The 21,719-nt window shown below is 41.6% G+C and carries 21 protein-coding genes, 3 rRNA genes and 2 pseudogenes; 3 read left to right on the top strand and 23 right to left on the bottom strand.

What is annotated here, in order from left to right; all coding sequences use genetic code 11:
- Positions 1–18: 18 nt before the first annotated feature.
- The 3 genes from rrf to ACE1MS_RS21705 all read right to left on the bottom strand — a co-directional run bounded on the left by rrf (position 19) and on the right by ACE1MS_RS21705 (position 5,108).
- A 5S ribosomal RNA gene (rrf, locus tag ACE1MS_RS21695) occupies positions 19–134 on the bottom strand.
- Positions 135–320: 186 nt separating this feature from the next.
- Positions 321–3,248, bottom strand: a 23S ribosomal RNA gene (locus ACE1MS_RS21700).
- A gap of 308 nt (positions 3,249–3,556) precedes the next feature.
- Positions 3,557–5,108 (bottom strand): 16S ribosomal RNA (locus ACE1MS_RS21705).
- The 16S, 23S and 5S rRNA genes sit together here, the layout of an rRNA operon.
- A 267-nt stretch (positions 5,109–5,375) precedes the next feature.
- Between ACE1MS_RS21705 and ACE1MS_RS21710 the strand changes: the two genes are divergently transcribed.
- Complete coding sequence (locus ACE1MS_RS21710; protein ID WP_036217758.1) at positions 5,376–6,032, top strand: hypothetical protein; 657 nt, start codon at positions 5,376–5,378, stop codon at positions 6,030–6,032.
- A gap of 39 nt (positions 6,033–6,071) precedes the next feature.
- On the opposite strand, the gene ACE1MS_RS21715 is transcribed toward ACE1MS_RS21710, so the two are convergent.
- Positions 6,072–6,746 (bottom strand): KinB-signaling pathway activation protein, encoded by a 675-nt coding sequence (locus ACE1MS_RS21715; protein WP_012296040.1) that lies wholly within the window; start codon positions 6,744–6,746, stop codon positions 6,072–6,074.
- A 151-nt stretch (positions 6,747–6,897) separates the two neighbouring features.
- Between ACE1MS_RS21715 and gerD the strand changes: the two genes are divergently transcribed.
- The gene (gene gerD, locus ACE1MS_RS21720) at positions 6,898–7,512 is read left to right on the top strand and encodes a spore germination lipoprotein GerD (protein WP_031416707.1); all 615 of its coding nucleotides are present in this window, start codon (positions 6,898–6,900) and stop codon (positions 7,510–7,512) included.
- A 55-nt stretch (positions 7,513–7,567) separates the two neighbouring features.
- Here the strand turns inward: gerD and ACE1MS_RS21725 are convergent, their stop codons facing one another.
- The 3 genes from ACE1MS_RS21725 to ACE1MS_RS21735 form a co-directional block, all read right to left on the bottom strand.
- A complete protein-coding gene (locus ACE1MS_RS21725; protein WP_447402618.1) occupies positions 7,568–8,623 on the bottom strand; it encodes a P-loop NTPase in 1,056 nt (351 codons plus the stop codon).
- Positions 8,624–8,695: 72 nt separating this feature from the next.
- The gene (locus tag ACE1MS_RS21730) at positions 8,696–9,409 is read right to left on the bottom strand and encodes an N-acetylmuramoyl-L-alanine amidase (RefSeq protein ID WP_012296043.1); all 714 of its coding nucleotides are present in this window, start codon (positions 9,407–9,409) and stop codon (positions 8,696–8,698) included.
- 131 nt (positions 9,410–9,540) lie between these two features.
- Complete coding sequence (locus ACE1MS_RS21735) at positions 9,541–10,488, bottom strand: DUF4822 domain-containing protein (RefSeq protein WP_051800309.1); 948 nt, start codon at positions 10,486–10,488, stop codon at positions 9,541–9,543.
- Positions 10,489–10,934: 446 nt separating this feature from the next.
- On the opposite strand from ACE1MS_RS21735, the pseudogene ACE1MS_RS21740 reads away from it, so the two are divergent.
- A pseudogene (locus ACE1MS_RS21740) lies at positions 10,935–11,218 on the top strand (nucleoside deaminase); the annotation flags it as partial.
- Between the two features lie 201 nt (positions 11,219–11,419).
- Here ACE1MS_RS21740 and rpsI read toward each other — a convergent pair.
- The 16 genes and pseudogenes from rpsI to rplO form a co-directional block, all read right to left on the bottom strand.
- Positions 11,420–11,812, bottom strand: a complete 393-nt coding sequence (rpsI, locus tag ACE1MS_RS21745) for a 30S ribosomal protein S9 (RefSeq protein ID WP_004233744.1) — start codon at positions 11,810–11,812, stop codon at positions 11,420–11,422.
- Between the two features lie 25 nt (positions 11,813–11,837).
- The gene (gene rplM / locus ACE1MS_RS21750) at positions 11,838–12,275 is read right to left on the bottom strand and encodes a 50S ribosomal protein L13 (RefSeq protein ID WP_004233742.1); all 438 of its coding nucleotides are present in this window, start codon (positions 12,273–12,275) and stop codon (positions 11,838–11,840) included.
- A 179-nt stretch (positions 12,276–12,454) separates the two neighbouring features.
- Positions 12,455–13,195 (bottom strand): tRNA pseudouridine(38-40) synthase TruA, encoded by a 741-nt coding sequence (gene truA / locus ACE1MS_RS21755; protein ID WP_012296047.1) that lies wholly within the window; start codon positions 13,193–13,195, stop codon positions 12,455–12,457.
- 13 nt (positions 13,196–13,208) lie between these two features.
- Positions 13,209–14,006: an energy-coupling factor transporter transmembrane component T family protein gene (locus tag ACE1MS_RS21760; RefSeq protein WP_012296048.1), complete on the bottom strand. Its 798-nt coding sequence runs from the start codon at positions 14,004–14,006 to the stop codon at positions 13,209–13,211.
- Positions 14,003–14,875 carry an energy-coupling factor ABC transporter ATP-binding protein gene (locus tag ACE1MS_RS21765; RefSeq protein ID WP_012296049.1) on the bottom strand — a complete coding sequence of 291 codons (873 nt, stop codon included), beginning with the start codon at positions 14,873–14,875 and terminating at the stop codon, positions 14,003–14,005. The genes ACE1MS_RS21760 and ACE1MS_RS21765 overlap by 4 nt, the downstream gene beginning before the upstream one ends.
- Positions 14,851–15,696 (bottom strand): energy-coupling factor ABC transporter ATP-binding protein, encoded by an 846-nt coding sequence (locus ACE1MS_RS21770; protein WP_012296050.1) that lies wholly within the window; start codon positions 15,694–15,696, stop codon positions 14,851–14,853. Before ACE1MS_RS21770 ends, ACE1MS_RS21765 begins: the two co-directional genes overlap by 25 nt.
- A 424-nt stretch (positions 15,697–16,120) precedes the next feature.
- Complete coding sequence (rplQ, locus tag ACE1MS_RS21775) at positions 16,121–16,501, bottom strand: 50S ribosomal protein L17 (RefSeq protein ID WP_012296051.1); 381 nt, start codon at positions 16,499–16,501, stop codon at positions 16,121–16,123.
- Positions 16,502–16,557: 56 nt separating this feature from the next.
- Positions 16,558–17,502 (bottom strand): DNA-directed RNA polymerase subunit alpha, encoded by a 945-nt coding sequence (locus ACE1MS_RS21780; protein ID WP_004233733.1) that lies wholly within the window; start codon positions 17,500–17,502, stop codon positions 16,558–16,560.
- 139 nt (positions 17,503–17,641) lie between these two features.
- A complete protein-coding gene (rpsK, locus tag ACE1MS_RS21785) occupies positions 17,642–18,031 on the bottom strand; it encodes a 30S ribosomal protein S11 (RefSeq protein ID WP_004233731.1) in 390 nt (129 codons plus the stop codon).
- A gap of 25 nt (positions 18,032–18,056) precedes the next feature.
- On the bottom strand, positions 18,057–18,422 hold the full coding sequence (gene rpsM, locus ACE1MS_RS21790; protein WP_004233729.1) for a 30S ribosomal protein S13: 366 nt from the start codon (positions 18,420–18,422) through the stop codon (positions 18,057–18,059).
- Positions 18,423–18,446: 24 nt separating this feature from the next.
- Complete coding sequence (gene rpmJ, locus ACE1MS_RS21795; protein WP_000868344.1) at positions 18,447–18,560, bottom strand: 50S ribosomal protein L36; 114 nt, start codon at positions 18,558–18,560, stop codon at positions 18,447–18,449.
- Between the two features lie 37 nt (positions 18,561–18,597).
- Positions 18,598–18,816: a translation initiation factor IF-1 gene (gene infA, locus ACE1MS_RS21800; protein ID WP_004233690.1), complete on the bottom strand. Its 219-nt coding sequence runs from the start codon at positions 18,814–18,816 to the stop codon at positions 18,598–18,600.
- Positions 18,817–18,902: 86 nt separating this feature from the next.
- A pseudogene (locus tag ACE1MS_RS21805) lies at positions 18,903–18,980 on the bottom strand (type I methionyl aminopeptidase); the annotation flags it as partial.
- A gap of 249 nt (positions 18,981–19,229) precedes the next feature.
- Positions 19,230–19,883, bottom strand: coding sequence for an adenylate kinase (locus ACE1MS_RS21810; protein ID WP_012296052.1), 654 nt, complete (start codon positions 19,881–19,883; stop codon positions 19,230–19,232).
- 70 nt (positions 19,884–19,953) lie between these two features.
- On the bottom strand, positions 19,954–21,249 hold the full coding sequence (gene secY, locus ACE1MS_RS21815; protein WP_031416715.1) for a preprotein translocase subunit SecY: 1,296 nt from the start codon (positions 21,247–21,249) through the stop codon (positions 19,954–19,956).
- Positions 21,249–21,689 carry a 50S ribosomal protein L15 gene (rplO, locus tag ACE1MS_RS21820; protein ID WP_008181708.1) on the bottom strand — a complete coding sequence of 147 codons (441 nt, stop codon included), beginning with the start codon at positions 21,687–21,689 and terminating at the stop codon, positions 21,249–21,251. The genes secY and rplO overlap by 1 nt, the downstream gene beginning before the upstream one ends.
- Positions 21,690–21,719 lie beyond the last annotated feature (30 nt).

A 21,719-nucleotide genomic window follows, 5' to 3' on the forward strand; every position in this document is an offset into this window, starting at 1 on the left:
TCAGTAGCGACTTTTTGCGCCTAGCGACGTCCTACTCTCACAGGGGGAAGCCCCCAACTACCATCGGCGCTAAAGAGCTTAACTTCCGTGTTCGGTATGGGAACGGGTGTGACCTCTTTGCCATCATCACTAGACTATGTTCGGCTTTCAATATACATCGCATTTCTTCGTCAGCTTCTGTCGTTCAGTCAGTCACGTACTTGAGTACGCTCCTTCCCTCTCTCCATTGCTTCCTCGAACTACTCGTATCTTGAAACCCTTTATAAAAGAAATTATTCTTTCAAAACTGGATAAACGGTTCATTGAATGCTTCAAACTTTTTGGTTAAGTCCTCGATCGATTAGTATTCGTCAGCTCCATGTGTCACCACACTTCCACCTCGAACCTATCTACCTCATCGTCTTTGAGGGATCTTACTTACTTGCGTAATGGGAAATCTCATCTTGAGGGGGGCTTCATGCTTAGATGCTTTCAGCACTTATCCCGTCCACACATAGCTACCCAGCGATGCCTTTGGCAAGACAACTGGTACACCAGCGGTGTGTCCATCCCGGTCCTCTCGTACTAAGGACAGCTCCTCTCAAATTTCCTACGCCCACGACGGATAGGGACCGAACTGTCTCACGACGTTCTGAACCCAGCTCGCGTACCGCTTTAATGGGCGAACAGCCCAACCCTTGGGACCGACTACAGCCCCAGGATGCGATGAGCCGACATCGAGGTGCCAAACCTCCCCGTCGATGTGGACTCTTGGGGGAGATAAGCCTGTTATCCCCGGGGTAGCTTTTATCCGTTGAGCGATGGCCCTTCCATGCGGAACCACCGGATCACTAAGCCCGTCTTTCGACCCTGCTCGACTTGTAGGTCTCGCAGTCAAGCTCCCTTGTGCCTTTACACTCTACGAATGATTTCCAACCATTCTGAGGGAACCTTTGGGCGCCTCCGTTACCTTTTAGGAGGCGACCGCCCCAGTCAAACTGTCCGCCTGACACTGTCTCCTGCCCCGCTAAGGGGCATGGGTTAGAATTTCAATACAACCAGGGTAGTATCCCACCGACGCCTCCTTCGAAGCTGGCGCTCCGAGATCTCTGGCTCCTACCTATCCTGTACAAGTTGTACCAAAATTCAATATCAGGCTACAGTAAAGCTCCACGGGGTCTTTCCGTCCTGTCGCGGGTAACCTGCATCTTCACAGGTACTATAATTTCACCGAGTCTCTCGTTGAGACAGTGCCCAGATCGTTACGCCTTTCGTGCGGGTCGGAACTTACCCGACAAGGAATTTCGCTACCTTAGGACCGTTATAGTTACGGCCGCCGTTTACTGGGGCTTCAATTCGCAGCTTCGCTTGCGCTAACCACTCCTCTTAACCTTCCAGCACCGGGCAGGCGTCAGCCCCTATACGTCACCTTACGGTTTTGCAGAGACCTGTGTTTTTGCTAAACAGTCGCCTGGGCCTATTCACTGCGGCTCTCATGCGCTTGCACGCTCAAGAGCACCCCTTCTCCCGAAGTTACGGGGTCATTTTGCCGAGTTCCTTAACGAGAGTTCTCTCGCACACCTTAGGATTCTCTCCTCGACTACCTGTGTCGGTTTGCGGTACGGGCACCTCTCACCTCGATAGAGGCTTTTCTTGGCAGTGTGAAATCAGGAACTTCGTCCATACGGACTCGCCATCACAGCTCAACGTTACAGTGTGCGGATTTGCCTACACACACGCCTTACTGCTTGGACGCGCATAACCAACAGCGCGCTTACCCTATCCTACTGCGTCCCCCCATTTCTCAAACGGTGAGGAGGTGGTACAGGAATATCAACCTGTTGTCCATCGCCTACGCCTATCGGCCTCGGCTTAGGTCCCGACTAACCCTGAGCGGACGAGCCTTCCTCAGGAAACCTTAGTCATACGGTGGACGGGATTCTCACCCGTCTTTCGCTACTCATACCGGCATTCTCACTTCTAAGCGCTCCACCAGTCCTTCCGGTCTGACTTCAACGCACTTAGAACGCTCTCCTACCACTGACATCGTAGATGTCAATCCACAGCTTCGGTGAATCGTTTAGCCCCGATACATTTTCGGCGCAGCGTCACTCGACCAGTGAGCTATTACGCACTCTTTAAATGATGGCTGCTTCTAAGCCAACATCCTGGTTGTCTGTGCAACGCCACATCCTTTTCCACTTAACGATTACTTTGGGACCTTAGCTGGTGGTCTGGGCTGTTTCCCTTTTGACTACGGATCTTATCACTCGCAGTCTGACTCCCGTGTATAAATATCTGGCATTCGGAGTTTGTCTGAATTCGGTAAACCGGGATGGCCCCCTAGTCCAAACAGTGCTCTACCTCCAGTATTCTCATCACGAGGCTAGCCCTAAAGCTATTTCGGAGAGAACCAGCTATCTCCAAGTTCGATTGGAATTTCTCCGCTACCCACACCTCATCCCCGCACTTTTCAACGTGCGTGGGTTCGGGCCTCCAGTAAGTGTTACCTTACCTTCACCCTGGACATGGGTAGATCACCTGGTTTCGGGTCTACGACCACGTACTATTTCGCCCTATTCAGACTCGCTTTCGCTGCGGCTCCGCCTTCTAAAGCTTAACCTCGCACGTAATCGTAACTCGCCGGTTCATTCTACAAAAGGCACGCTATCACCCATTAACGGGCTCTAACTACTTGTAGGCACACGGTTTCAGGATCTCTTTCACTCCCCTTCCGGGGTGCTTTTCACCTTTCCCTCACGGTACTGGTTCACTATCGGTCACTAGGTAGTATTTAGCCTTGGGAGATGGTCCTCCCGGATTCCGACGGAATTTCACGTGTTCCGCCGTACTCAGGATCCACTCAGGAGAGAACGAACTTTCGACTACAGGGCTTTTACCTGCTCTGGCGGACCTTTCCAAGTCGCTTCATCTAACTCGCTCTTTTGTAACTCCGTATTGAGTGTCCTACAACCCCAAGAGGCAAGCCTCTTGGTTTGGGCTCTTCCCGTTTCGCTCGCCGCTACTCAGGGAATCGATTTTTCTTTCTCTTCCTCCAGGTACTTAGATGTTTCAGTTCCCTGGGTCTGCCTTCAAGACGCTATGTATTCACGTCAAGATACTACGCGATTAAACGTAGTGGGTTCCCCCATTCGGAAATCTCCGGATCAAAGCTCACTTACAGCTCCCCGAAGCATATCGGTGTTAGTGCCGTCCTTCTTCGGCTCCTAGTGCCAAGGCATTCGCCGTGCGCCCTTAATAACTTAACCTATCAGCTTTCCATACACTTCACATTTCGTTGTCAGCCTCACTCGTTCAATCAGTCACGTACTGAAGTACGCACCTTCATTTACTCGATTGCTGCCTAGAACTGCTCGTGTCTGAAAACCTTATCATGTTATTAAGCCTATAAAAAAACTTAAAAAAATAAATGTGTTTGTTACAATTTCAATGTCGTTTTATCCAGTTTTCAAAGAACAAGTTTTGAAGTATTTCATTCAGAAAGAATGAACCTTCAAAACTGAACGCAAAACGTAATCTTACAAACCCAAGGTTTGTATTCCGAAAATATCCTTAGAAAGGAGGTGATCCAGCCGCACCTTCCGATACGGCTACCTTGTTACGACTTCACCCCAATCATCTATCCCACCTTCGGCGGCTGGCTCCAAAAGGTTACCTCACCGACTTCGGGTGTTACAAACTCTCGTGGTGTGACGGGCGGTGTGTACAAGGCCCGGGAACGTATTCACCGCGGCATGCTGATCCGCGATTACTAGCGATTCCGGCTTCATGTAGGCGAGTTGCAGCCTACAATCCGAACTGAGAACGACTTTATCGGATTAGCTCCCTCTCGCGAGTTGGCAACCGTTTGTATCGTCCATTGTAGCACGTGTGTAGCCCAGGTCATAAGGGGCATGATGATTTGACGTCATCCCCACCTTCCTCCGGTTTGTCACCGGCAGTCACCTTAGAGTGCCCAACTAAACGCTGGCAACAAAGGATAAGGGTTGCGCTCGTTGCGGGACTTAACCCAACATTTCACAACACGAGCTGACGACAGCCATGCAGCACCTGTCACCGTTGCCCCCGAAGGGGAAACCATATCTCTACAGTGGTCAACGGGATGTCAAGAGTAGGTAAGGTTCTTCGCGTTGCATCGAATTAAACCACATGCTCCACCGCTTGTGCGGGCCCCCGTCAATTCATTTGAGTTTTAACCTTGCGGCCGTACTCCCCAGGCGGAGTGCTTAATGCGTTAGCTGCAGCACTAAGGGGCGGAAACCCCCTAACACTTAGCACTCATCGTTTACGGCGTGGACTACCAGGGTATCTAATCCTGTTTGCTCCCCACGCTTTCGCGCCTCAGTGTCAGTTACAGACCAGATAGTCGCCTTCGCCACTGGTGTTCCTCCAGATCTCTACGCATTTCACCGCTACACTTGGAATTCCACTATCCTCTTCTGCACTCAAGTCTCCCAGTTTCCAATGACCCTCCACGGTTGAGCCGTGGGCTTTCACATCAGACTTAAGAAACCACCTGCGCGCGCTTTACGCCCAATAATTCCGGACAACGCTTGCCACCTACGTATTACCGCGGCTGCTGGCACGTAGTTAGCCGTGGCTTTCTAATAAGGTACCGTCAAGGTACAGCCAGTTACTACTGTACTTGTTCTTCCCTTACAACAGAGTTTTACGAACCGAAATCCTTCTTCACTCACGCGGCGTTGCTCCATCAGGCTTTCGCCCATTGTGGAAGATTCCCTACTGCTGCCTCCCGTAGGAGTCTGGGCCGTGTCTCAGTCCCAGTGTGGCCGATCACCCTCTCAGGTCGGCTACGCATCGTCGCCTTGGTGAGCCGTTACCTCACCAACTAGCTAATGCGCCGCGGGCCCATCCTATAGCGACAGCCGAAACCGTCTTTCAATATTTCACCATGAGGTGAAATAGATTATTCGGTATTAGCCCCGGTTTCCCGGAGTTATCCCAAACTATAAGGTAGGTTGCCCACGTGTTACTCACCCGTCCGCCGCTAACGTCAAAGGAGCAAGCTCCTTCTCTGTTCGCTCGACTTGCATGTATTAGGCACGCCGCCAGCGTTCGTCCTGAGCCAGGATCAAACTCTCCATAAAAAGAAATTTGATTAGCTCAAATTGTTTTGCTGGCATCATTTTGATGTCCAAAATTTTGTTTCGTTCACTAGTAAATCTAGCTACTTAAAACTTTATTGATTACGTTTTGCTTGTTCAGTTTTCAAGGTTCATGTTGTTTATTTCACTGTCACCTCTTGGCGACTTATACATAATAACATCGATTATTCATGAAAGTCAACACTAAATCATAAGTTTTTTTAAAGAGACTTATTTTTTATTTAAAATTATAGAAACGAGGTTGTTATTATGATCCGAAAAACGTTGATTTCACTGCTCCTAATCGGCATTCTCTTTGTTTTTCTAAAGCCTATAAATTCCACGATGATTTCTGTATTTAATATTGCTAACGCACCAGTTGTCGTTACAAAAGGTCATTACGGCACATCTCTGGTTGTAGAGATTTCATTCTCTGATGAGTCTCTAATGGAATGGCTTAAAACAGTGAAAGAACCTTATCCGCTTCTTCTTCTAGATACCGAATGGATCAAGCGTTCACCTGACCATATAAAAATTATTCAAGAGCGAAAATTACCTACAGGACTACTTGGACCAAAGGATTCAGTAGAAGAGCCTGTTAACATTAAGCTTGTACAAAAGGATATTGATATTTATGAACAATATTTGAAGGAAAAGCCACTCTGGTTTGCTACTCAGAATCATCAGTATTCACAAGACTTGCAAAAATCTTTGTTTCAGCAACAAATGAATTTGCTATCTCCTTCTCTTATTTGGCAGGGTGAGAAAACACCTAAACTCCAAAAAGGGGACTTTGTATTTGTTCCACTACACCAAGATAGCTCTTTTACTTTGAAAGAACTTAATACTTTAATACGACAAAATAAGTTTATGTCAATTGAGGAAAATATATTTGGCTATAAAGTACAAACTAAAAAATCTCCATAAAAAAATTGCCTCTATTTTGTAGGAGGCAATTTTTTTCATTTAAGCATTTTTTGCTTGTTCTTGGCGCGCTTTACGACGTGCTTCTAATTTTTGACGATCTTCATCGGATTTTGCATTATATTTAGGCAATACTAATAATTGATATGCATTAACCGCTAATAACGGGAATAATAACAATGCGACATATTCATTAATATTTTCATCACGACCCATTAACGCAATTGTCCATTCCAAAGTTGTAATGACAATCATGAAGAAAAGAGCAGAAATGAATACATGTTTTTTCCCTGTTAATTTTACTTTTTGAACAGCTGTAGCTATGGCTCCAAAAATGAGAACAATTAATAATCCAACATAGAATAACCAGCTTTGCCCATCCTTTACACCAGGTACAAAACGGAAGAAAATAATATCAAAAATTGTAATTGCAATGAGTAAAAGCTGTACCCAATTCCATAATGTAAGTGTTCTAAAGATATTTACACCTACTTGATGGAGTGTTAAATAAGCGAAAAAACCAGCTTGTGCAATAACACTCATTGTAAATCCTAAGAAGACCATCCATAATAGTCCAGCGAAAAATTCTCCCCAATGACCGTTTGCTATGTATGGTTGGAAGAAATCCCAGCGAATAAATAAACTAAAAGCTCCGTTGACTACCCCACCAACGAGCATTGCAAAGAAGAAAAACTTTGCCCAATTTCGTATCGTCACAACTAAAAGTCCCCCAATTTCTCAATATATCTGTCCTTATTTTATCAATGCATTGTTAAAAAAGCTATTTCTCATCTTTCCCAATACATAAAGTCATCAGAAATGTGAACAATAATTGAAAGAGTCTATCTATAGAAAGGACTGATTGTCGATGCGAAAATTCACCATATTACTGATTCTAATGCTATTTCTTTCTGCCTGTTCACAAGATAAAACCTCTACTATGTCCTATGATGAAATAAAAAAAATTATGATTGACTCTTTACAAACAGAGGACGGTAAAAAGGCATTGCGACAGCTTTTAGAAGAGCCCAGTTTCCGTGAGCTGTTGATTTTAGAGCATGATGAAGTGAAAAAAGCTACTGAGGAAACATTACTTTCCAAGGAAGCAGAAGACTTTTGGAAGAAAACCTTTGAAGATCCAAAGTTTAAGGAAACAGTTGCGAAAAGTATGCAAAAACAGCAACAGGATATTATGAAGGACTTAATAAAAGATCCAACTTTCCAAAAGGATATGGAAGCCTTTTTTGGACAGCCTGATATGCAGAAACAGCTAGAGACTATCCTTAAATCCTCCAATATGCGAAAGCAAATGGAGGAAGTAGTAAAGGAAACAATCGAAAGCCCTTTAATGCAATCTAAATGGCAAGAGCTAATTAAAAAGAGCGGTGAAACACCTTCATCTGGAAGTGGCGATAAGAAAGAAGCAAGTGGGCAAAGTGGTGGCAGTGGTGGCACTGATAAGGAGCAAAAAGGCACAGAATAATCGTGGATTATTAAAAAACGGATTTCCTCCAAAAAGGATGGAAATCCGTTTTTTATTATTTATTTAATTTATCAATAATTTTCGTCGCGACGTCTAAATAAATTTGTCCAGTAGTATGTTTTTCAGCATATACTGATGGTGCGAAATCCGCATCTGTCCAATCTGGTTGCCCAAGTGGGATTTGTCCAAGTAGCTCCGTACGAAGCTCCTCTGCTAGTTTAGGACCTCCGCCTTGCCCAAAGACAAACTCTTTCTCACCTGATTTCGATTCGAACCAAGCCATGTTTTCAATTACACCTAAAATTTCATGGTCTGTTTGCAGAGCCATGGCACCTGCACGAGCTGCAACGAATGCTGCTGTTGGGTGAGGTGTTGTGACTACAATCTCTTTTGATGATGGTAACATTTGATGAATATCTAATGCAACATCACCTGTGCCTGGTGGTAAATCTAATAGTAAGTAGTCAAGCTCTCCCCATTCTACATCACGGAAGAATTGATCTAATACTTTACCTAACATTGGGCCACGCCATACAATTGGTGCATTATTTTCTACAAAGAAGCCCATTGAAATCATTTTTACACCAAAACGATCAACTGGGAAAATACGATTATCGACTACTTTAGGCATATCCGTTACACCCATCATATCGGGCACACTAAAACCATAAATATCTGCATCGATTAAGCCCACTTTTTTGCCTAGACGAGCTAGGGCAACCGCTAAGTTAACCGAAACTGTTGATTTACCTACTCCACCTTTACCCGAAGCAATTGAAATAACTTGAACTGTACTAAGTGGCGATAAAATATCCTGTGCTTCAGATTCTGTTGCTGTGCCACGGAAGCTTTGAAGCTTTTCAACTGATAGCTCTTCAAAACGAATACCAACTGTGTTTACACCCGCTTCTTTTAACATCTCAACAATTTTCATTTGTAGTTGTAATTGTTCAGGTGTATTCAATTTAGCAATCGCAACTTTTACACTGACATGATTTTTTTCTTCTTTTATTGCTACGTTTGTAATACCATCTGTTTCTGCAAGCGATTTATGTAAAAATGGATCTTGTAGTTGTCCTAGTATTTCTCGTACTTGTTGTTCAGTAATCACGACGAACACTCCCCTTATATTGTCTCAATGTTAGTATATCATAAATGATTTAATTTACGTTGTGATGTTGCTCTACTCAACTTTCGCTAATAGATACTCTTCTATACCTTCAACAATAGCATCTGCCATTTTTTCTTGGTAATTCTTATCGGTAAGTAAAGCCCGTTCTTCATCATTACTAATAAACCCAGTCTCTACTAATGCCGCAGGCACTTCTGCTTTTTTCAGTAAATAAATCTGCTTAATAGACAATGCTTCTCGGTCTGTATTTTTTAAATTAGTACGAATGGACTCTTGAATACTTTTTGCAAGTATCTCACCGTCAGCATGTCCCTCCTTATGATAAAACACCTGTGCACCACGCCATTTTGTTTCTGGAATAGCATTGGCGTGTATGGTAATAAACACATCTGGTTTTTCTTTTTCTACAATATCCTTTCGTAAAAAGATATCCTGTTTTTTACGCTCTCTTAACGTTCCGTACTTTTCTGATGGCGCGTGTTCATCAATAACATCACCATTTTTTGTTCTTGTCATGATGACTGTTGCGCCTTTCTTCTTCAATTTCTTCTCCACGTGCTGAGAAATTGCAAGTGTAATATCCTTTTCAATGACTTCGCCCTTTGAAGCCCCTCCATCCTCCCCACCATGCCCTGCATCAATGACAATTTTTATGCCACCAAGTGGGTCTGGTAAAAAGAAGTTACGGTCCGAAGCATTTGTTTCATATGCCACGACCACTATACTCATAAGCATAATTACTCCTAGTGCCAGCCAGCGCTTCACCCATATCCACCACCCTTTTACATTTAGTGTACGAAGTTAGTGGAGAAACTATGCCAGAAAGAAAAAAAAACTCACAAGTATTCAACTTGAGAGTTTTTAACTTCTTCTATAGTAAGGGAGGAAGAACAATTTTATTGCAGTGTAAATTCTGGTTTAAATTCCCCTTCATAGGGTTCATGCTCAACAAACACAGTTATCTCATTTCCATTTTTATCTTTACCTGTTCTTTTATACGTAAACTTCTTATCATTCATTTCAGTAATTTCAAGAGCCACACCATATTTATTATCACCAAGTGAAACGTGAGCTCTGATTTTATTGTCATGAATGACGTCAAAGTAGCCATAATCACCGCGGCTTTTGCCTGTTTCAGGGTTAAAGAATTCATATTTATTCGTTTCTGCATCGTATTTTGCAATACTAATGAAATTTGAATTAAATTCGGTTACATCATTACCATTTTCATCTAAAGCAACTGTGCCCTGCCATAATGTATTAGCTAAAATTTCATCGCCGTCTACATCTGTTACGATATCTCCTGTAGTCGCATTAAGAGTTTTATCTGGATCTGTAAATGTAAGCTCTTTTTCTTGATAAGGGATATGCTCCACAAAGACTTCTACATCGTTACCAGTAGCATCTTTCCCCATTCGTTTATAAGTGAAGATATCGCTATTTAATTCTGTGATCTCTACTAGTGCTTGATAATTTTTGGATTCAGAAATTAGAATCCTTTGTTTCCCATCATTTGTAATGAAGAATGTTCCTTTATCATCACGACTTTCGCCAGTAGTAGCATCAAAGAATTCATAATGACCTGTCTTCATATCATATTTAGCCAAGCCAATAAAGTTTGAGTTTTCCGCAGTTAAATCGTTGTTATCTTTATCATATACTTTTGTACCCTGCCAGTTTGTAGCACTTAGAATAGTTGCCATGGCTTGACCCTTTGTGAGTTGCTCTTGTGCTTGATCTTTCGTTGTATTTTCTGTAGCAACGCTTTCTGTTTTTGTTCCCTCACTATTCGTCGTATTGCCTTTCACAGGCTCCTTATCTTGACATGCTGCAAGTAGTGCCATTGCTGCAACAGATACCATCAATAATTTCTTCATACCTACTTACCTCCATTTTTTGCTTTATATTTTTTAGTTACACCAAACCCACTCTTGAAAGGCATGTTGTAGCTTTCATAATTCATAATAAAATGCATTGTTAAACTCCCTCTAAATAATTTCTTAAAAAAGCATAAACTTATCCGAAAATATTTTTAATATTTTTAAATTTGTGCAGAAATAACAATAATTATGCTAAGAAAACTATTTAAAGTTTGATAAATATACTAAAAGACGCGTTCTACTGGACGGTGAAGGTGATAAAAATGAGCGATCATTTAATTATTGCTGCCGGGAATAGAGAAACGGTTCAAGTCCTAACACTTCTACAAGAAGGGGGCGGCTGATATCAATGCCACCAATCAAACAGTAAGGGCTCTTATTCAGTAGATTTAATATATTGAGAAAAATGTATTGAGCTTGTCAAAGATGCATTGAAAGCAGGTGATGAGTCCTTTTTGTAGCTGGAAAATGGTGAGGGGTTAGCCGAAGATTGAAATCATATGTATAACTGTGACAATACACAGCACATCCTGAATTCGCATTAGCACGTTGAGCAGCTGAAAGTAGGGTCGTTGAGGAAAGAAGAATAGCAGCCGTTTATACTTTCGGTGAACATTGCCCTATGTGCAGCAGCCCACGATTGGGTTGGTTTAGGGAGAATCTTTATGCTAGCTCGTCCAAACTGCTTACACAATGAAATAGACATCGCTACTAACTAAGTGTTCGTCATTGAGTTATTCAACAACAGGTACACCAGCTTCATCGACAATTTCATCAGAAATCATATTAAGCCATATTCGGGCAACTATAACGATTGCTTTTTATAATTATTCTATTCATACAAAAAGACCCTTTCCACAAAAGTAGAAAGAGTCTTTGATAGAAAAATTTGAAATTAACGTTTTGAGAACTGAGGTGCACGACGAGCGCCGCGTAGACCTGGTTTTTTACGTTCTTTCATGCGTGAATCACGAGTAAGTAATCCAGCTGATTTTAATGCAGCACGGAAATCTGGGTCTACTTGAAGTAGAGCACGAGCGATACCGTGACGAACAGCACCAGCTTGACCAGTGTATCCACCACCGTTAACGTTTACGTGGATGTCATAGCTTCCTGTAGTTTCAGTAGCTACTAATGGTTGTTTAATTACTTCACGTAATGCAGCGAATGGTACGTATTCTTCGATTTCACGTTTGTTGATAACAATTTTACCTGTACCTGGTACTAAACGTACGCGAGCTACAGAGCTTTTACGGCGACCAGTGCCGATGTATTGAACTTGTGCCAAAGTAATATCCTCCTCTTAATTTATATTATCCGCGAAGCTCGTATGCTTCTGGTTTTTGTGCAGCATGTGGATGCTCTGTTCCAGTGTAAACATTAAGTTTAGTGAACATTTTACGACCTAAAGAGTTTTTAGGAAGCATTCCTTTAACTGCTAGTTCGATCATTCTTGTTGGGTACTTGTCTAGCATTTCACCAGCAGTACGAGTTTTTAAACCACCTGCGAATTGAGTGTGGTGACGGTAAAGTTTACCTTCTAATTTGTTACCAGTTAAATGGATTTTGTCAGCGTTGATGATGATTACGTGATCACCTGTGTCAACGTTTGGTGTGAATGTTGGTTTATGTTTACCACGTAAGATTGCAGCTACTTCAGAAGCTAAACGTCCAAGAGTTTGGCCTTCTGCATCAACTACTAACCATTTACGGTCTACTTCGTGACCTTTAGCCATGAATGTTGTACGCATGTATATATCCTCCTAATCGATTCGATTACCGTTATTTTTCATTAAACTACACTATAAGTTTTCGGGGCTTATTTGTGGTGGTAATGAAAATACCATCTGTTATCATATAATGAATGACTTTTAAAGTCAAGCAATTTCATTAAACACCTGGTAAAGTTGTTTCGAGGTTGAAAGTGACACTAATAGAATACTTTTTCTAAGTACAAACCTTGTGGTGGCGCGGTTTTCCCAGCTTTATCCCGATCTTCTGAAGCGACTACCAGTGCTATATTTTCAATCGTCCGGCGATCTATACCTACTTCCCAAAGTGTACCTGCAATAATTCGAACCATATTATATAAGAAGCCATTGCCTTCAATAACCATATGAAGCTCTTCCCCATGCCATTCAAATTGTAGTGAAGTTACTGTTCTTACTTTATCCTGCACGCTTGTATTGGCTGCGCAGAAGCATGAAAAGTCATGTGTCCCTATGATAGCTTGAGCAGCCTTCTGCATTGCAACCACATCCGGTTTGACCCCGTTTGTATCAACTGTATAATGTCTCCGAAATGGATTTTGAATAGGCTCACAGGACCAAATATAACGGTATCGCTTCCCAGTTACACTATAACGTGCATGAAAGTCATGTGCTACTTCTTCTACAGACAATACGCGAATATCTCTAGGTAGCTGTACATTCAAAGCTTTACGATACTTGTCAGTTGGAATGGCTAGTGGTGTATCAAAATGCAACGTTTGCCCTGTAGCATGAACCCTAGCATCTGTACGTCCACTTGCGGTCACCTTCACCTTTTCCTCTTTATGCATAATGGCTAATACACGTTCTATTTCTGCCTGTACGGTGCGTTCCCCAGGCTGTACTTGATAGCCTGAGAAATGTGTACCGTCATAGCTAATAATTATTTTTAATCGTCGCATAAAGCATACTCCTTTAACTTCTATAGAAGAATAGCAATACACCTATTGCTACTAATAATACAAGCGCAAATGTATCGCCCATATCCCATTTTAGCTTACGATATCTAGTACGCCCTTCCCCTCCGCGGTAGCCTCTTACTTCCATCGCTGTGGCTAAATCTTCGGCCCTCTTAAATGCGCTCACAAAAAGAGGTACTAGTAATGGGACTACAGCTTTAATACGGTCTTTTATTGGACCCGAGGATAGATCAGAGCCTCGTGCCATTTGTGCTTTCATAATCTTATCCGTTTCATCCATTAAAGTTGGAATGAAGCGTAAAGAAATCGACATCATTAAAGCTAATTCATGGACAGGTACTTTCAACGTCTTCAAAGGATTTAAAAGGACTTCAATACCGTCTGTAATGGAAATCGGTGACGTCGTTAAAGTTAAGATAGATGTTATAAATACTAATACTAGAAAACGTATTGAAATATAAACCCCACGTCTAATCCCCTCATCGTATATGGTAATATACTTCGAGTCAAAAACGGGAACACCTTCCTTCGTCATAAAAATATGAAGCAAGAAGGTGAAGGCCATCAAAAAGAGAACTGGTTTAAGACCGTTTATCAAAAAATACAAGCGAATTCGTGATATTAATACAACAAGCAGTGTGAAGGCCAAAAGCATGGCATATGTTACTGTATTATTAGCCAAAAATACTATAATAATAAAGGCAAATACGAAGATTAGCTTAGAGCGTGGATCCAGTTTATGAACGGGAGAGTCTCCTGGCAAGAAGCGTCCAAAAATCATTTTTTCCATCATGATTCCGCACGCTCCTCTCTTAGTACTTGAGCAATTTCAGCTGCAAGTTCTTCTTCGGTTAAACAAACTTTTGATAAGGATTTCCCTAGCATTTGCTCCATCTTTTGCTGAAAGCGTACAATACGTGGCGGTTCTAAGCGAAAGCTCTTTAATGTATCAACATCCTTAAATATATTTCGCGGTGTTCCACTTAAAACATTTTTTCCTTCATGCATAATTACAATATTATCAGCATATCGGGCAGCGTCTTCCATGCTATGCGTCACAAGAATGGTTGTCAGGTGACGTTCCTGATGAAGCTGATAAAACATATCCATAATTTCTTTCTGACCACGTGGATCTAAGCCCGCGGTAGGTTCATCCAGCACAATTACTTCAGGGTCCATCGCTAAAACACCTGCTATTGCTACTCGACGCATTTGACCTCCCGACAAATCAAACGGAGATTTTTCTAGGACATCTTCTGGTAACCCTACTAAGCTGACAAGTTCCCTTGCACGATTTTCGGCTTCCTTTTCTGCTACGCCAAAGTTCATGGGACCAAACATAATATCCTTTAACACTGTTTCTTCAAATAACTGATGCTCAGGGAATTGAAAGACAATACCAACCTTTTGTCGTACAGCTTTTAAATCCTTTGCTTTTTTACCAGCTACCACTACACGATCCCCGATATGTACTTCTCCTGAAGTAGGTCTTAGAAGTGCATTAAAATGTTGGAGAATAGTTGATTTACCAGAACCAGTATGACCAATAATGGCTTGATACGTGTGTGATGGGATATTGAATTCTACATCGAATAATGCCCGTTTTTCAAAAGGCGTACCTTTTGCATAAGCATAGCTTACTTGTTGAAGTTTGATGTCCATAAATCATTCACCAACTCTTCTTCTGTCATATGTTGTCCCATTAATGGAACACCTTCCTTTTGCAATAGCTTTGATAACTTTAGCGCAAATGGCAAGTCTAGTCCAAATTCCACTAGCTTGTCCCCAAGAGCAAATATTTCAGCAGGGGTACCTTCTGCAAACTTCTTCCCATCATTCATAAAAAGTATACGATCTGCTAGCATCGCTTCCTCTAAATCATGGGTTATGGATAGGACAGTAAGTCCTGTTTCAGCTCGTAAAGTTTGAACAGTTTGTAATACCTCTCCACGTCCCTGTGGATCTAGCATCGAAGTAGCCTCATCTAATATAAGAAGCTTAGGCTTTAATGCAAGCGCTCCTGCAATAGCGACACGCTGCTTTTGACCTCCTGATAAATGGTGTGGCTCATGATCTAAAAAGTGGCTCATTTTTACTTGTTCTAGTGCCGCATGAACACGATGTACCATTTCTTCAAAAGGCACGCCATTGTTTTCTAATGCAAACGCAACATCATCCTGTACGGTTGCACCTACAAATTGATTGTCGGGGTTTTGAAAAACCATTCCCATGAGAGAACGAGACTCCCAAAGGTTTTCTTCATTTAATGGTTCCCGCAGTATGCGTACATCTCCCTCTTGAGGGAATAGCAAACCATTCATCAACTTTGCAATGGTTGACTTTCCAGAACCATTGTGTCCTACGATGGCAATCCATTCTCCCTCTTCAACGGCGAAGCTAACATTTTCGACAGCATTACGATTATTTGGTTCTTCTGGTGTATATGAAAAAGTCACATTATTTAAAGATAAAATTTCAGGCATTTCTAGAACTCCTCTCTCCATGCTCAGCTCTACTAACTAACTTACACTTTTTTATGTATGAATTCTACTACAATCCCTATGTCTATAAAAGTAAAACATTAAAATAATTAAATGTTCTAGTACGGGTGTGATTCACGAAAATATTAAACCCATATATTAAAAAAAGCACCACAAATTGGCGCTATCCTTAGTAATAAAAAAGCGCGCACCTCATTCAATAGAAATGCGCTAGTCGTTACATTTTCAAGAAATAAGGGTGCTCAAGCCCTTATTTCTCCTGAATGAGGTGCGGAGAGCTAAACGAGACGCCACACCTTAGTGTCCGCTCATCATAACGCTCAGCTTAATTATTTGTCGTATAAATCATTTATAAAGAAAGAGGGTGGTGATTCCCACCCTCTTCACCACAAGTTTTCTATTATGATTAAACTAGTTCAATCACAACTACAGGTGCACCGTCACCACGACGAGGACCTACTTTAAGAATACGAGTGTAACCACCTTGACGCTCTGCATAACGTGGTGCAACATCATCAAATAACTTTTGAAGTGCAAATGATGTTGTTTCGTTACCTTCTGCATCAGTCGTTGTTACTAGTTCACGACGGATGAATGCAGCAGCTTGACGGCGTGCATGTAAATCTCCGCGCTTACCTAAAGTAATCATTTTTTCAACAGCTTTACGTACTTCTTTAGCGCGAGCCTCAGTAGTTTCGATACGCTCGTTGATGATTAAATCAGTAGCTAAGTCACGTAACATCGCTTTACGTTGAGAACTTGTACGACCAAGTTTTCTGTAACCCATGGATGTTTCCCTCCTTTATAGAAAAAATCTGACCTTGTTAGTTTTGTTTAAATCGCTTAGTCTTCTTTGCGTAATCCTAAACCAAGCTCTTCTAACTTCGCTTTTACTTCTTCTAGTGACTTACGTCCAAGGTTACGAACTTTCATCATGTCGTCTTCTGACTTATTCGCAAGTTCTAGTACTGTGTTAATACCAGCGCGTTTTAAGCAGTTGTAAGAACGAACAGAAAGATCAAGTTCTTCGATAGTCATCTCTAAAACTTTTTCTTTTTGATCTTCTTCTTTTTCGACCATGATTTCAGCAGTTTGTGCCTCATCTGTCATGCCAACGAAGATGTTAAGATGCTCGGTTAAAATTTTTGCTCCGAGCGAAATCGCCTCTTTCGGACCGATGCTGCCATCTGTCCACACATCAAGAGAAAGTTTATCGTAGTCAGAAGACTGACCTACACGAGTATTTTCCACTTGGAAATTAACGCGTGATACTGGAGTGTAAATAGAGTCGATCGGGATCACGCCGATAGGAAGATCCTCACGTTTGTTTTGATCAGCAGGAGTGTAACCACGGCCGCGTTGTGCGTACATACGCATACGTAAATGACCGTTTTTAGCGATTGTTGCAATATATAGATCTGGGTTTAAAATTTCTACATCACTGTCATGTGTAATGTCAGCAGCCGTAACTGTACCATCGCCTTTTACATCAATCTCAATAACTTTTTCTTCGTCAGAGTAGATTTTAAGAGCTAGTTTTTTCACGTTCAAAATGATTGAAGCTACATCTTCTACTACGCCTTCTACAGTTGAGAATTCGTGAAGAACGCCATCAATTTGAATGGACGTGACAGCAGCTCCTGGTAATGAAGACAGAAGGATACGACGTAAAGAATTACCCAAAGTGTTTCCATATCCGCGTTCAAGCGGTTCTACAACAAACTTTCCATACTTGGAATCTTCGCTGATCTCCACCGTTTCAATCTTTGGTTTTTCAATTTCGATCATTTCATTTACCCTCCTTCAAAACATCGAATGTATAGGTTCTTTCCATCATAGATTCGATCGTCAATGACGTATCGTTTATTATCTGCACAAGACAGTCTGTACAAAAAATGATGTTCTCATACAATATGAGACGCACCCATTACACGCGACGACGTTTTGGCGGACGGCAACCATTATGAGGAACTGGAGTAACGTCTTTAATAGCAGTTACTTCTAAACCAGCAGCTTGAAGCGCACGAATTGCAGCTTCACGACCAGCACCAGGACCTTTAACAGTTACTTCCAACGTTTTCAGACCATGTTCAAGGGATGTTTTAGCAGCAGTTTCTGCAGCCATTTGAGCAGCGAATGGTGTAGATTTACGTGAACCACGGAAACCAAGAGCACCAGCACTTGACCAAGATACAGCGTTACCTTGCATATCTGTAATCGTTACGATTGTATTGTTAAATGTAGAACGAATGTGTGCGATACCAGATTCGATATTCTTTTTCACACGACGTTTACGAGTTTGTTGTTTACGAGCCATGTTAAGAAGGAACCTCCTTTACCAATTATTTTTTCTTGTTCGCTACAGTTTTACGAGGACCTTTACGCGTACGCGCATTGTTCTTCGTATTTTGGCCACGAACAGGTAAACCACGACGGTGACGGATACCACGGAATGAACCGATTTCCATCAGACGTTTAATATTTAATGAAGTTTCGCGACGTAAGTCACCTTCAAGTTTGTAAGAATCTAATTGTTCACGGATTTTGTTTAACTCATCTTCAGTTAAGTCGCGTACGCGTGTATCTTCTGAAATACCTGCGTCAGCTAGTACTTTCTGAGCTGTAGTTTTACCAATACCGAAAATGTACGTTAATGAAATTACCACGCGTTTGTCGCGAGGAATATCAACACCAGCAATACGTGCCATGTACGTTGTGCACCTCCTTTAGAATTAACCTTGTTTTTGTTTATGTTTAGGATTTTCACAGATTACCATTACTTTACCGCGTCGGCGAATTACTTTACATTTTTCGCAGATCGGTTTCACAGATGGTCTCACTTTCATCTAACCTAACCTCCTTAGTAGTCCGGAGCGCAAAAGATTATTTAAAACGGTATGTGATACGACCGCGAGTTAAATCATAAGGAGATAACTCGATAGTAACCTTATCTCCAGGTAGAATACGGATAAAGTGCATACGAATCTTACCAGATACGTGTGCTAGAATCACATGTCCATTTTCTAATTCTACCTTAAACATCGCGTTTGGCAAAGTCTCAACAACTGTCCCTTCGACTTCAATTACATCATCTTTCGCCATCTACTCTGTCTCCTCTCTATATGCAAATTAAAGTTCTCATCGTTACATCAAACGGATATCTGCTGCAACTATAGAAGCAACCTCGTTTCAACATATGTTTGGATTGTATGAGAGATGTTTGAAAGACGCTCGTCTGGTTTCGCTTCACACAATCCACGGAATATCCAGAACCAATAAGGGCACTGAAACTCCCATGTTTACACGAATACCGGAATGTCTTGGATGAGATATTCATACCCGTTACACAGATGCTTCCACGAAACCCATTATACTCCTCCAAAAGCTATGTTGCACTTTTTAGAAGAAATATATACCGGGCACAATATGCTTTTGCAACTCTCAAAAAAATTATGTTTCGTTGTTGCTCCCGCATGCCTCCCGCGGAAGCAGTACTCTGCGCCCGGAGCCGGGTATCAGCTGCGGCTGCTCTGTAATAGAGCATCAAGATCAGCAAACACTTTGTTTATATCTTGCTGTCCATCTATATTAGTTAACACACCTTTTGCTTGATAGAAATCAAGTAAAGGTTGCGCTTGTTTCATATTAACTTCCAGACGGTTCGCAACCGTATCAGGATTATCATCGGCACGTGTGTAAAGCTCGCCACCATCTTTATCACATTTTCCTTCCTCAGCTGGAGGATTGAAAATTAAATGATAGGATGCTCCACAAGTTTTACAAATGCGTCGACCTGAAAGACGAGCAATTAACTCATCCTTTTCAACTTGAATGTTTAGAGTATGTTCAATTGCTTTGCCAAGATCAGCAAGAATGCTATCTAAAGCTTCAGCTTGAGGAACAGTACGTGGGAAACCATCTAATAGGAAGCCCTTTTCACAATCAGGTTTAGCCAGTCGCTCACGAACAATACCAATCGTTACTTCATCTGGTACAAGAGCACCTTGATCCATAAACGACTTAGCTTGTAAGCCAAGTTCTGTACCTTCTTTAATAGCAGCACGGAACATATCGCCTGTAGAAATATGAGGAATCGCGTACTTCTCAACAATTTTATCTGCCTGAGTACCTTTACCAGCACCTGGCAGACCCATTAAAACGATATTCATTAGGAAATATTCCTCCCACCAAAGGTTTGCTGATTTAAGGAAACGATAGAACGTTCCCTAAAAACCAACATTATTTCATAAAGCCTTTGTAGTGACGTTTAACAAGTTGAGATTCTAGCTGTTTCATCGTTTCGAGCGCTACGCCGACTACGATAATAATACTAGTACCACCGATTTGCACTGAGGCAGGTAAATTCATAAAGTTAATGAATAAAATCGGCATTACAGCAATAACAGTTAAGAATATCGCACCAACAAATGTTAGACGATATAACACGCTTGTTAAATACGCTTGAGTGTTTTCACCAGGACGAATACCCGGAATATAAGCACCTTGTTTTTTCAAGTTGTCTGCCACATTTTCAGGATTCACTTGTACGAATGCATAGAAATATGTGAACGCGACGATCAATGCAACGTAAATAATCATTCCAACAGGTTTCGTATAATCAAACGTGTTTTCAATGAAAGTAGTTACGTCATTTTGACCAAAGAACGTAGCTAACGTACGTGGTGTAACAATAAACGCTACTGAAAAGATTACCGGAATAACCCCTGCAGCATTTACTTTTAAAGGTAAATGAGTTTGTTGACCACCAGCTTGTTGATTACGTCCAGTAACTCGTTTTGCATATTGAATTGGAATTTTACGAAGTGCTTGTTGCACATAAATAACTCCAACTACAACTGCGAGTAAAACCAATACAAGCAATGCAAGGATTATGATGTTGATAAATAATTTATCCCCAGCACCCTCGATTTGCTGTGCAAAGATTTGGTTGATTCCTGTAGGCAATGCTGCAACGATACCTGCGAAGATTACAACAGAAATACCATTCCCAACACCGTGTGAAGTAATTTGCTCTGCAAGCCATACAAGGAAAGCTGTCCCCGCTGTCAATACAATGGCGATTGTAACATATGTTAGAATACCTTCTTCTTTAATCAATGATCCGCCATACATTCTATTAAAACCAAATGACATTGCGAATGATTGGATGAAAGCAAGAATAATAGTAAAGTAGCGAGTAAATTGTGCAAGTTTACGTCTTCCGACTTCACCTTGCTTTGCCCATTCAGCAAACTTCGGTACTACGTCCATTTGCAATAACTGAACAATAATTGAGGCTGTGATGTAAGGCATAATCCCCATCGCAAAGATAGAGAAGTTCTTTAAAGCACCACCGCCAAAAGTATTCAGGAAACCAACGAGGTTAAACTCATCAGTTGCCTTTAATACATTTGCGTCAACGTTAGGTACTGGAATGAATGTTCCAATACGGAAAACGATTAACATTAAAAGAGTGAAAATGATTTTATTTCTTATATCTCGAACACGCATAAAGTTAGAGATTGTCTGAAACATTAAATCACCTCAGTAGTTCCGCCGGCATTCTCGATTGCTTCTTTAGCTGAAGCTGAGAATTTATGAGCTTTAACTGTAAGCTTTTTGTTAAGAGTTCCGTTGCCAAGAACTTTAATTCCAGCTTTTTCATTACTCACAAGACCAGTTTCAAGTAATAATGCAGTTGTAACCTCTGCACCGTCTTCGAAACGGTTTAAAGCGTCAAGGTTAACGATCGCGTATTCTTTACGGTTAATGTTCGTAAAGCCACGTTTTGGTAAACGACGGAATAATGGGTTTTGACCGCCTTCAAAGCCTGGGCGTACACCGCCACCAGAACGAGCGTTTTGACCTTTATGACCTTTACCTGCTGTTTTACCGTTACCAGAACCGATACCACGACCAACGCGGTTGCGTTGCTTACGAGAACCTTCTGCTGGTTTTAACTCATGCAGTTTCATAGTGGGTGGCACCTCCTTGTTCATTAATTG

Source organism: Lysinibacillus sp. fkY74-1 (assembly GCF_053165895.1).

Bases quoted from the DNA above. Each gene is read 5' to 3' on its own strand.
- ACE1MS_RS21770 (WP_012296050.1), bottom strand. From the start codon at position 15,696: ATGCCTGAAATTTTATCTTTAAATAATGTGACTTTTTCATATACACCA.
- ACE1MS_RS21760 (WP_012296048.1), bottom strand. From the start codon at position 14,006: ATGATGGAAAAAATGATTTTTGGACGCTTCTTGCCAGGAGACTCTCCC.
- rpmJ (WP_000868344.1), bottom strand. From the start codon at position 18,560: ATGAAAGTGAGACCATCTGTGAAACCGATCTGCGAAAAATGTAAAGTA.
- ACE1MS_RS21710 (WP_036217758.1), top strand. From the start codon at position 5,376: ATGATCCGAAAAACGTTGATTTCACTGCTCCTAATCGGCATTCTCTTT.
- rplQ (WP_012296051.1), bottom strand. From the start codon at position 16,501: ATGGGTTACAGAAAACTTGGTCGTACAAGTTCTCAACGTAAAGCGATG.
- rpsK (WP_004233731.1), bottom strand. From the start codon at position 18,031: ATGGCTCGTAAACAACAAACTCGTAAACGTCGTGTGAAAAAGAATATC.
- ACE1MS_RS21735 (WP_051800309.1), bottom strand. From the start codon at position 10,488: ATGGCACTACTTGCAGCATGTCAAGATAAGGAGCCTGTGAAAGGCAAT.
- rplO (WP_008181708.1), bottom strand. From the start codon at position 21,689: ATGAAACTGCATGAGTTAAAACCAGCAGAAGGTTCTCGTAAGCAACGC.
- gerD (WP_031416707.1), top strand. From the start codon at position 6,898: ATGCGAAAATTCACCATATTACTGATTCTAATGCTATTTCTTTCTGCC.
- ACE1MS_RS21765 (WP_012296049.1), bottom strand. From the start codon at position 14,875: ATGGACATCAAACTTCAACAAGTAAGCTATGCTTATGCAAAAGGTACG.
- truA (WP_012296047.1), bottom strand. From the start codon at position 13,195: ATGCGACGATTAAAAATAATTATTAGCTATGACGGTACACATTTCTCA.
- infA (WP_004233690.1), bottom strand. From the start codon at position 18,816: ATGGCGAAAGATGATGTAATTGAAGTCGAAGGGACAGTTGTTGAGACT.
- ACE1MS_RS21810 (WP_012296052.1), bottom strand. From the start codon at position 19,883: ATGAATATCGTTTTAATGGGTCTGCCAGGTGCTGGTAAAGGTACTCAG.
- rplM (WP_004233742.1), bottom strand. From the start codon at position 12,275: ATGCGTACAACATTCATGGCTAAAGGTCACGAAGTAGACCGTAAATGG.
- secY (WP_031416715.1), bottom strand. From the start codon at position 21,249: ATGTTTCAGACAATCTCTAACTTTATGCGTGTTCGAGATATAAGAAAT.
- rpsM (WP_004233729.1), bottom strand. From the start codon at position 18,422: ATGGCACGTATTGCTGGTGTTGATATTCCTCGCGACAAACGCGTGGTA.
- ACE1MS_RS21780 (WP_004233733.1), bottom strand. From the start codon at position 17,502: ATGATCGAAATTGAAAAACCAAAGATTGAAACGGTGGAGATCAGCGAA.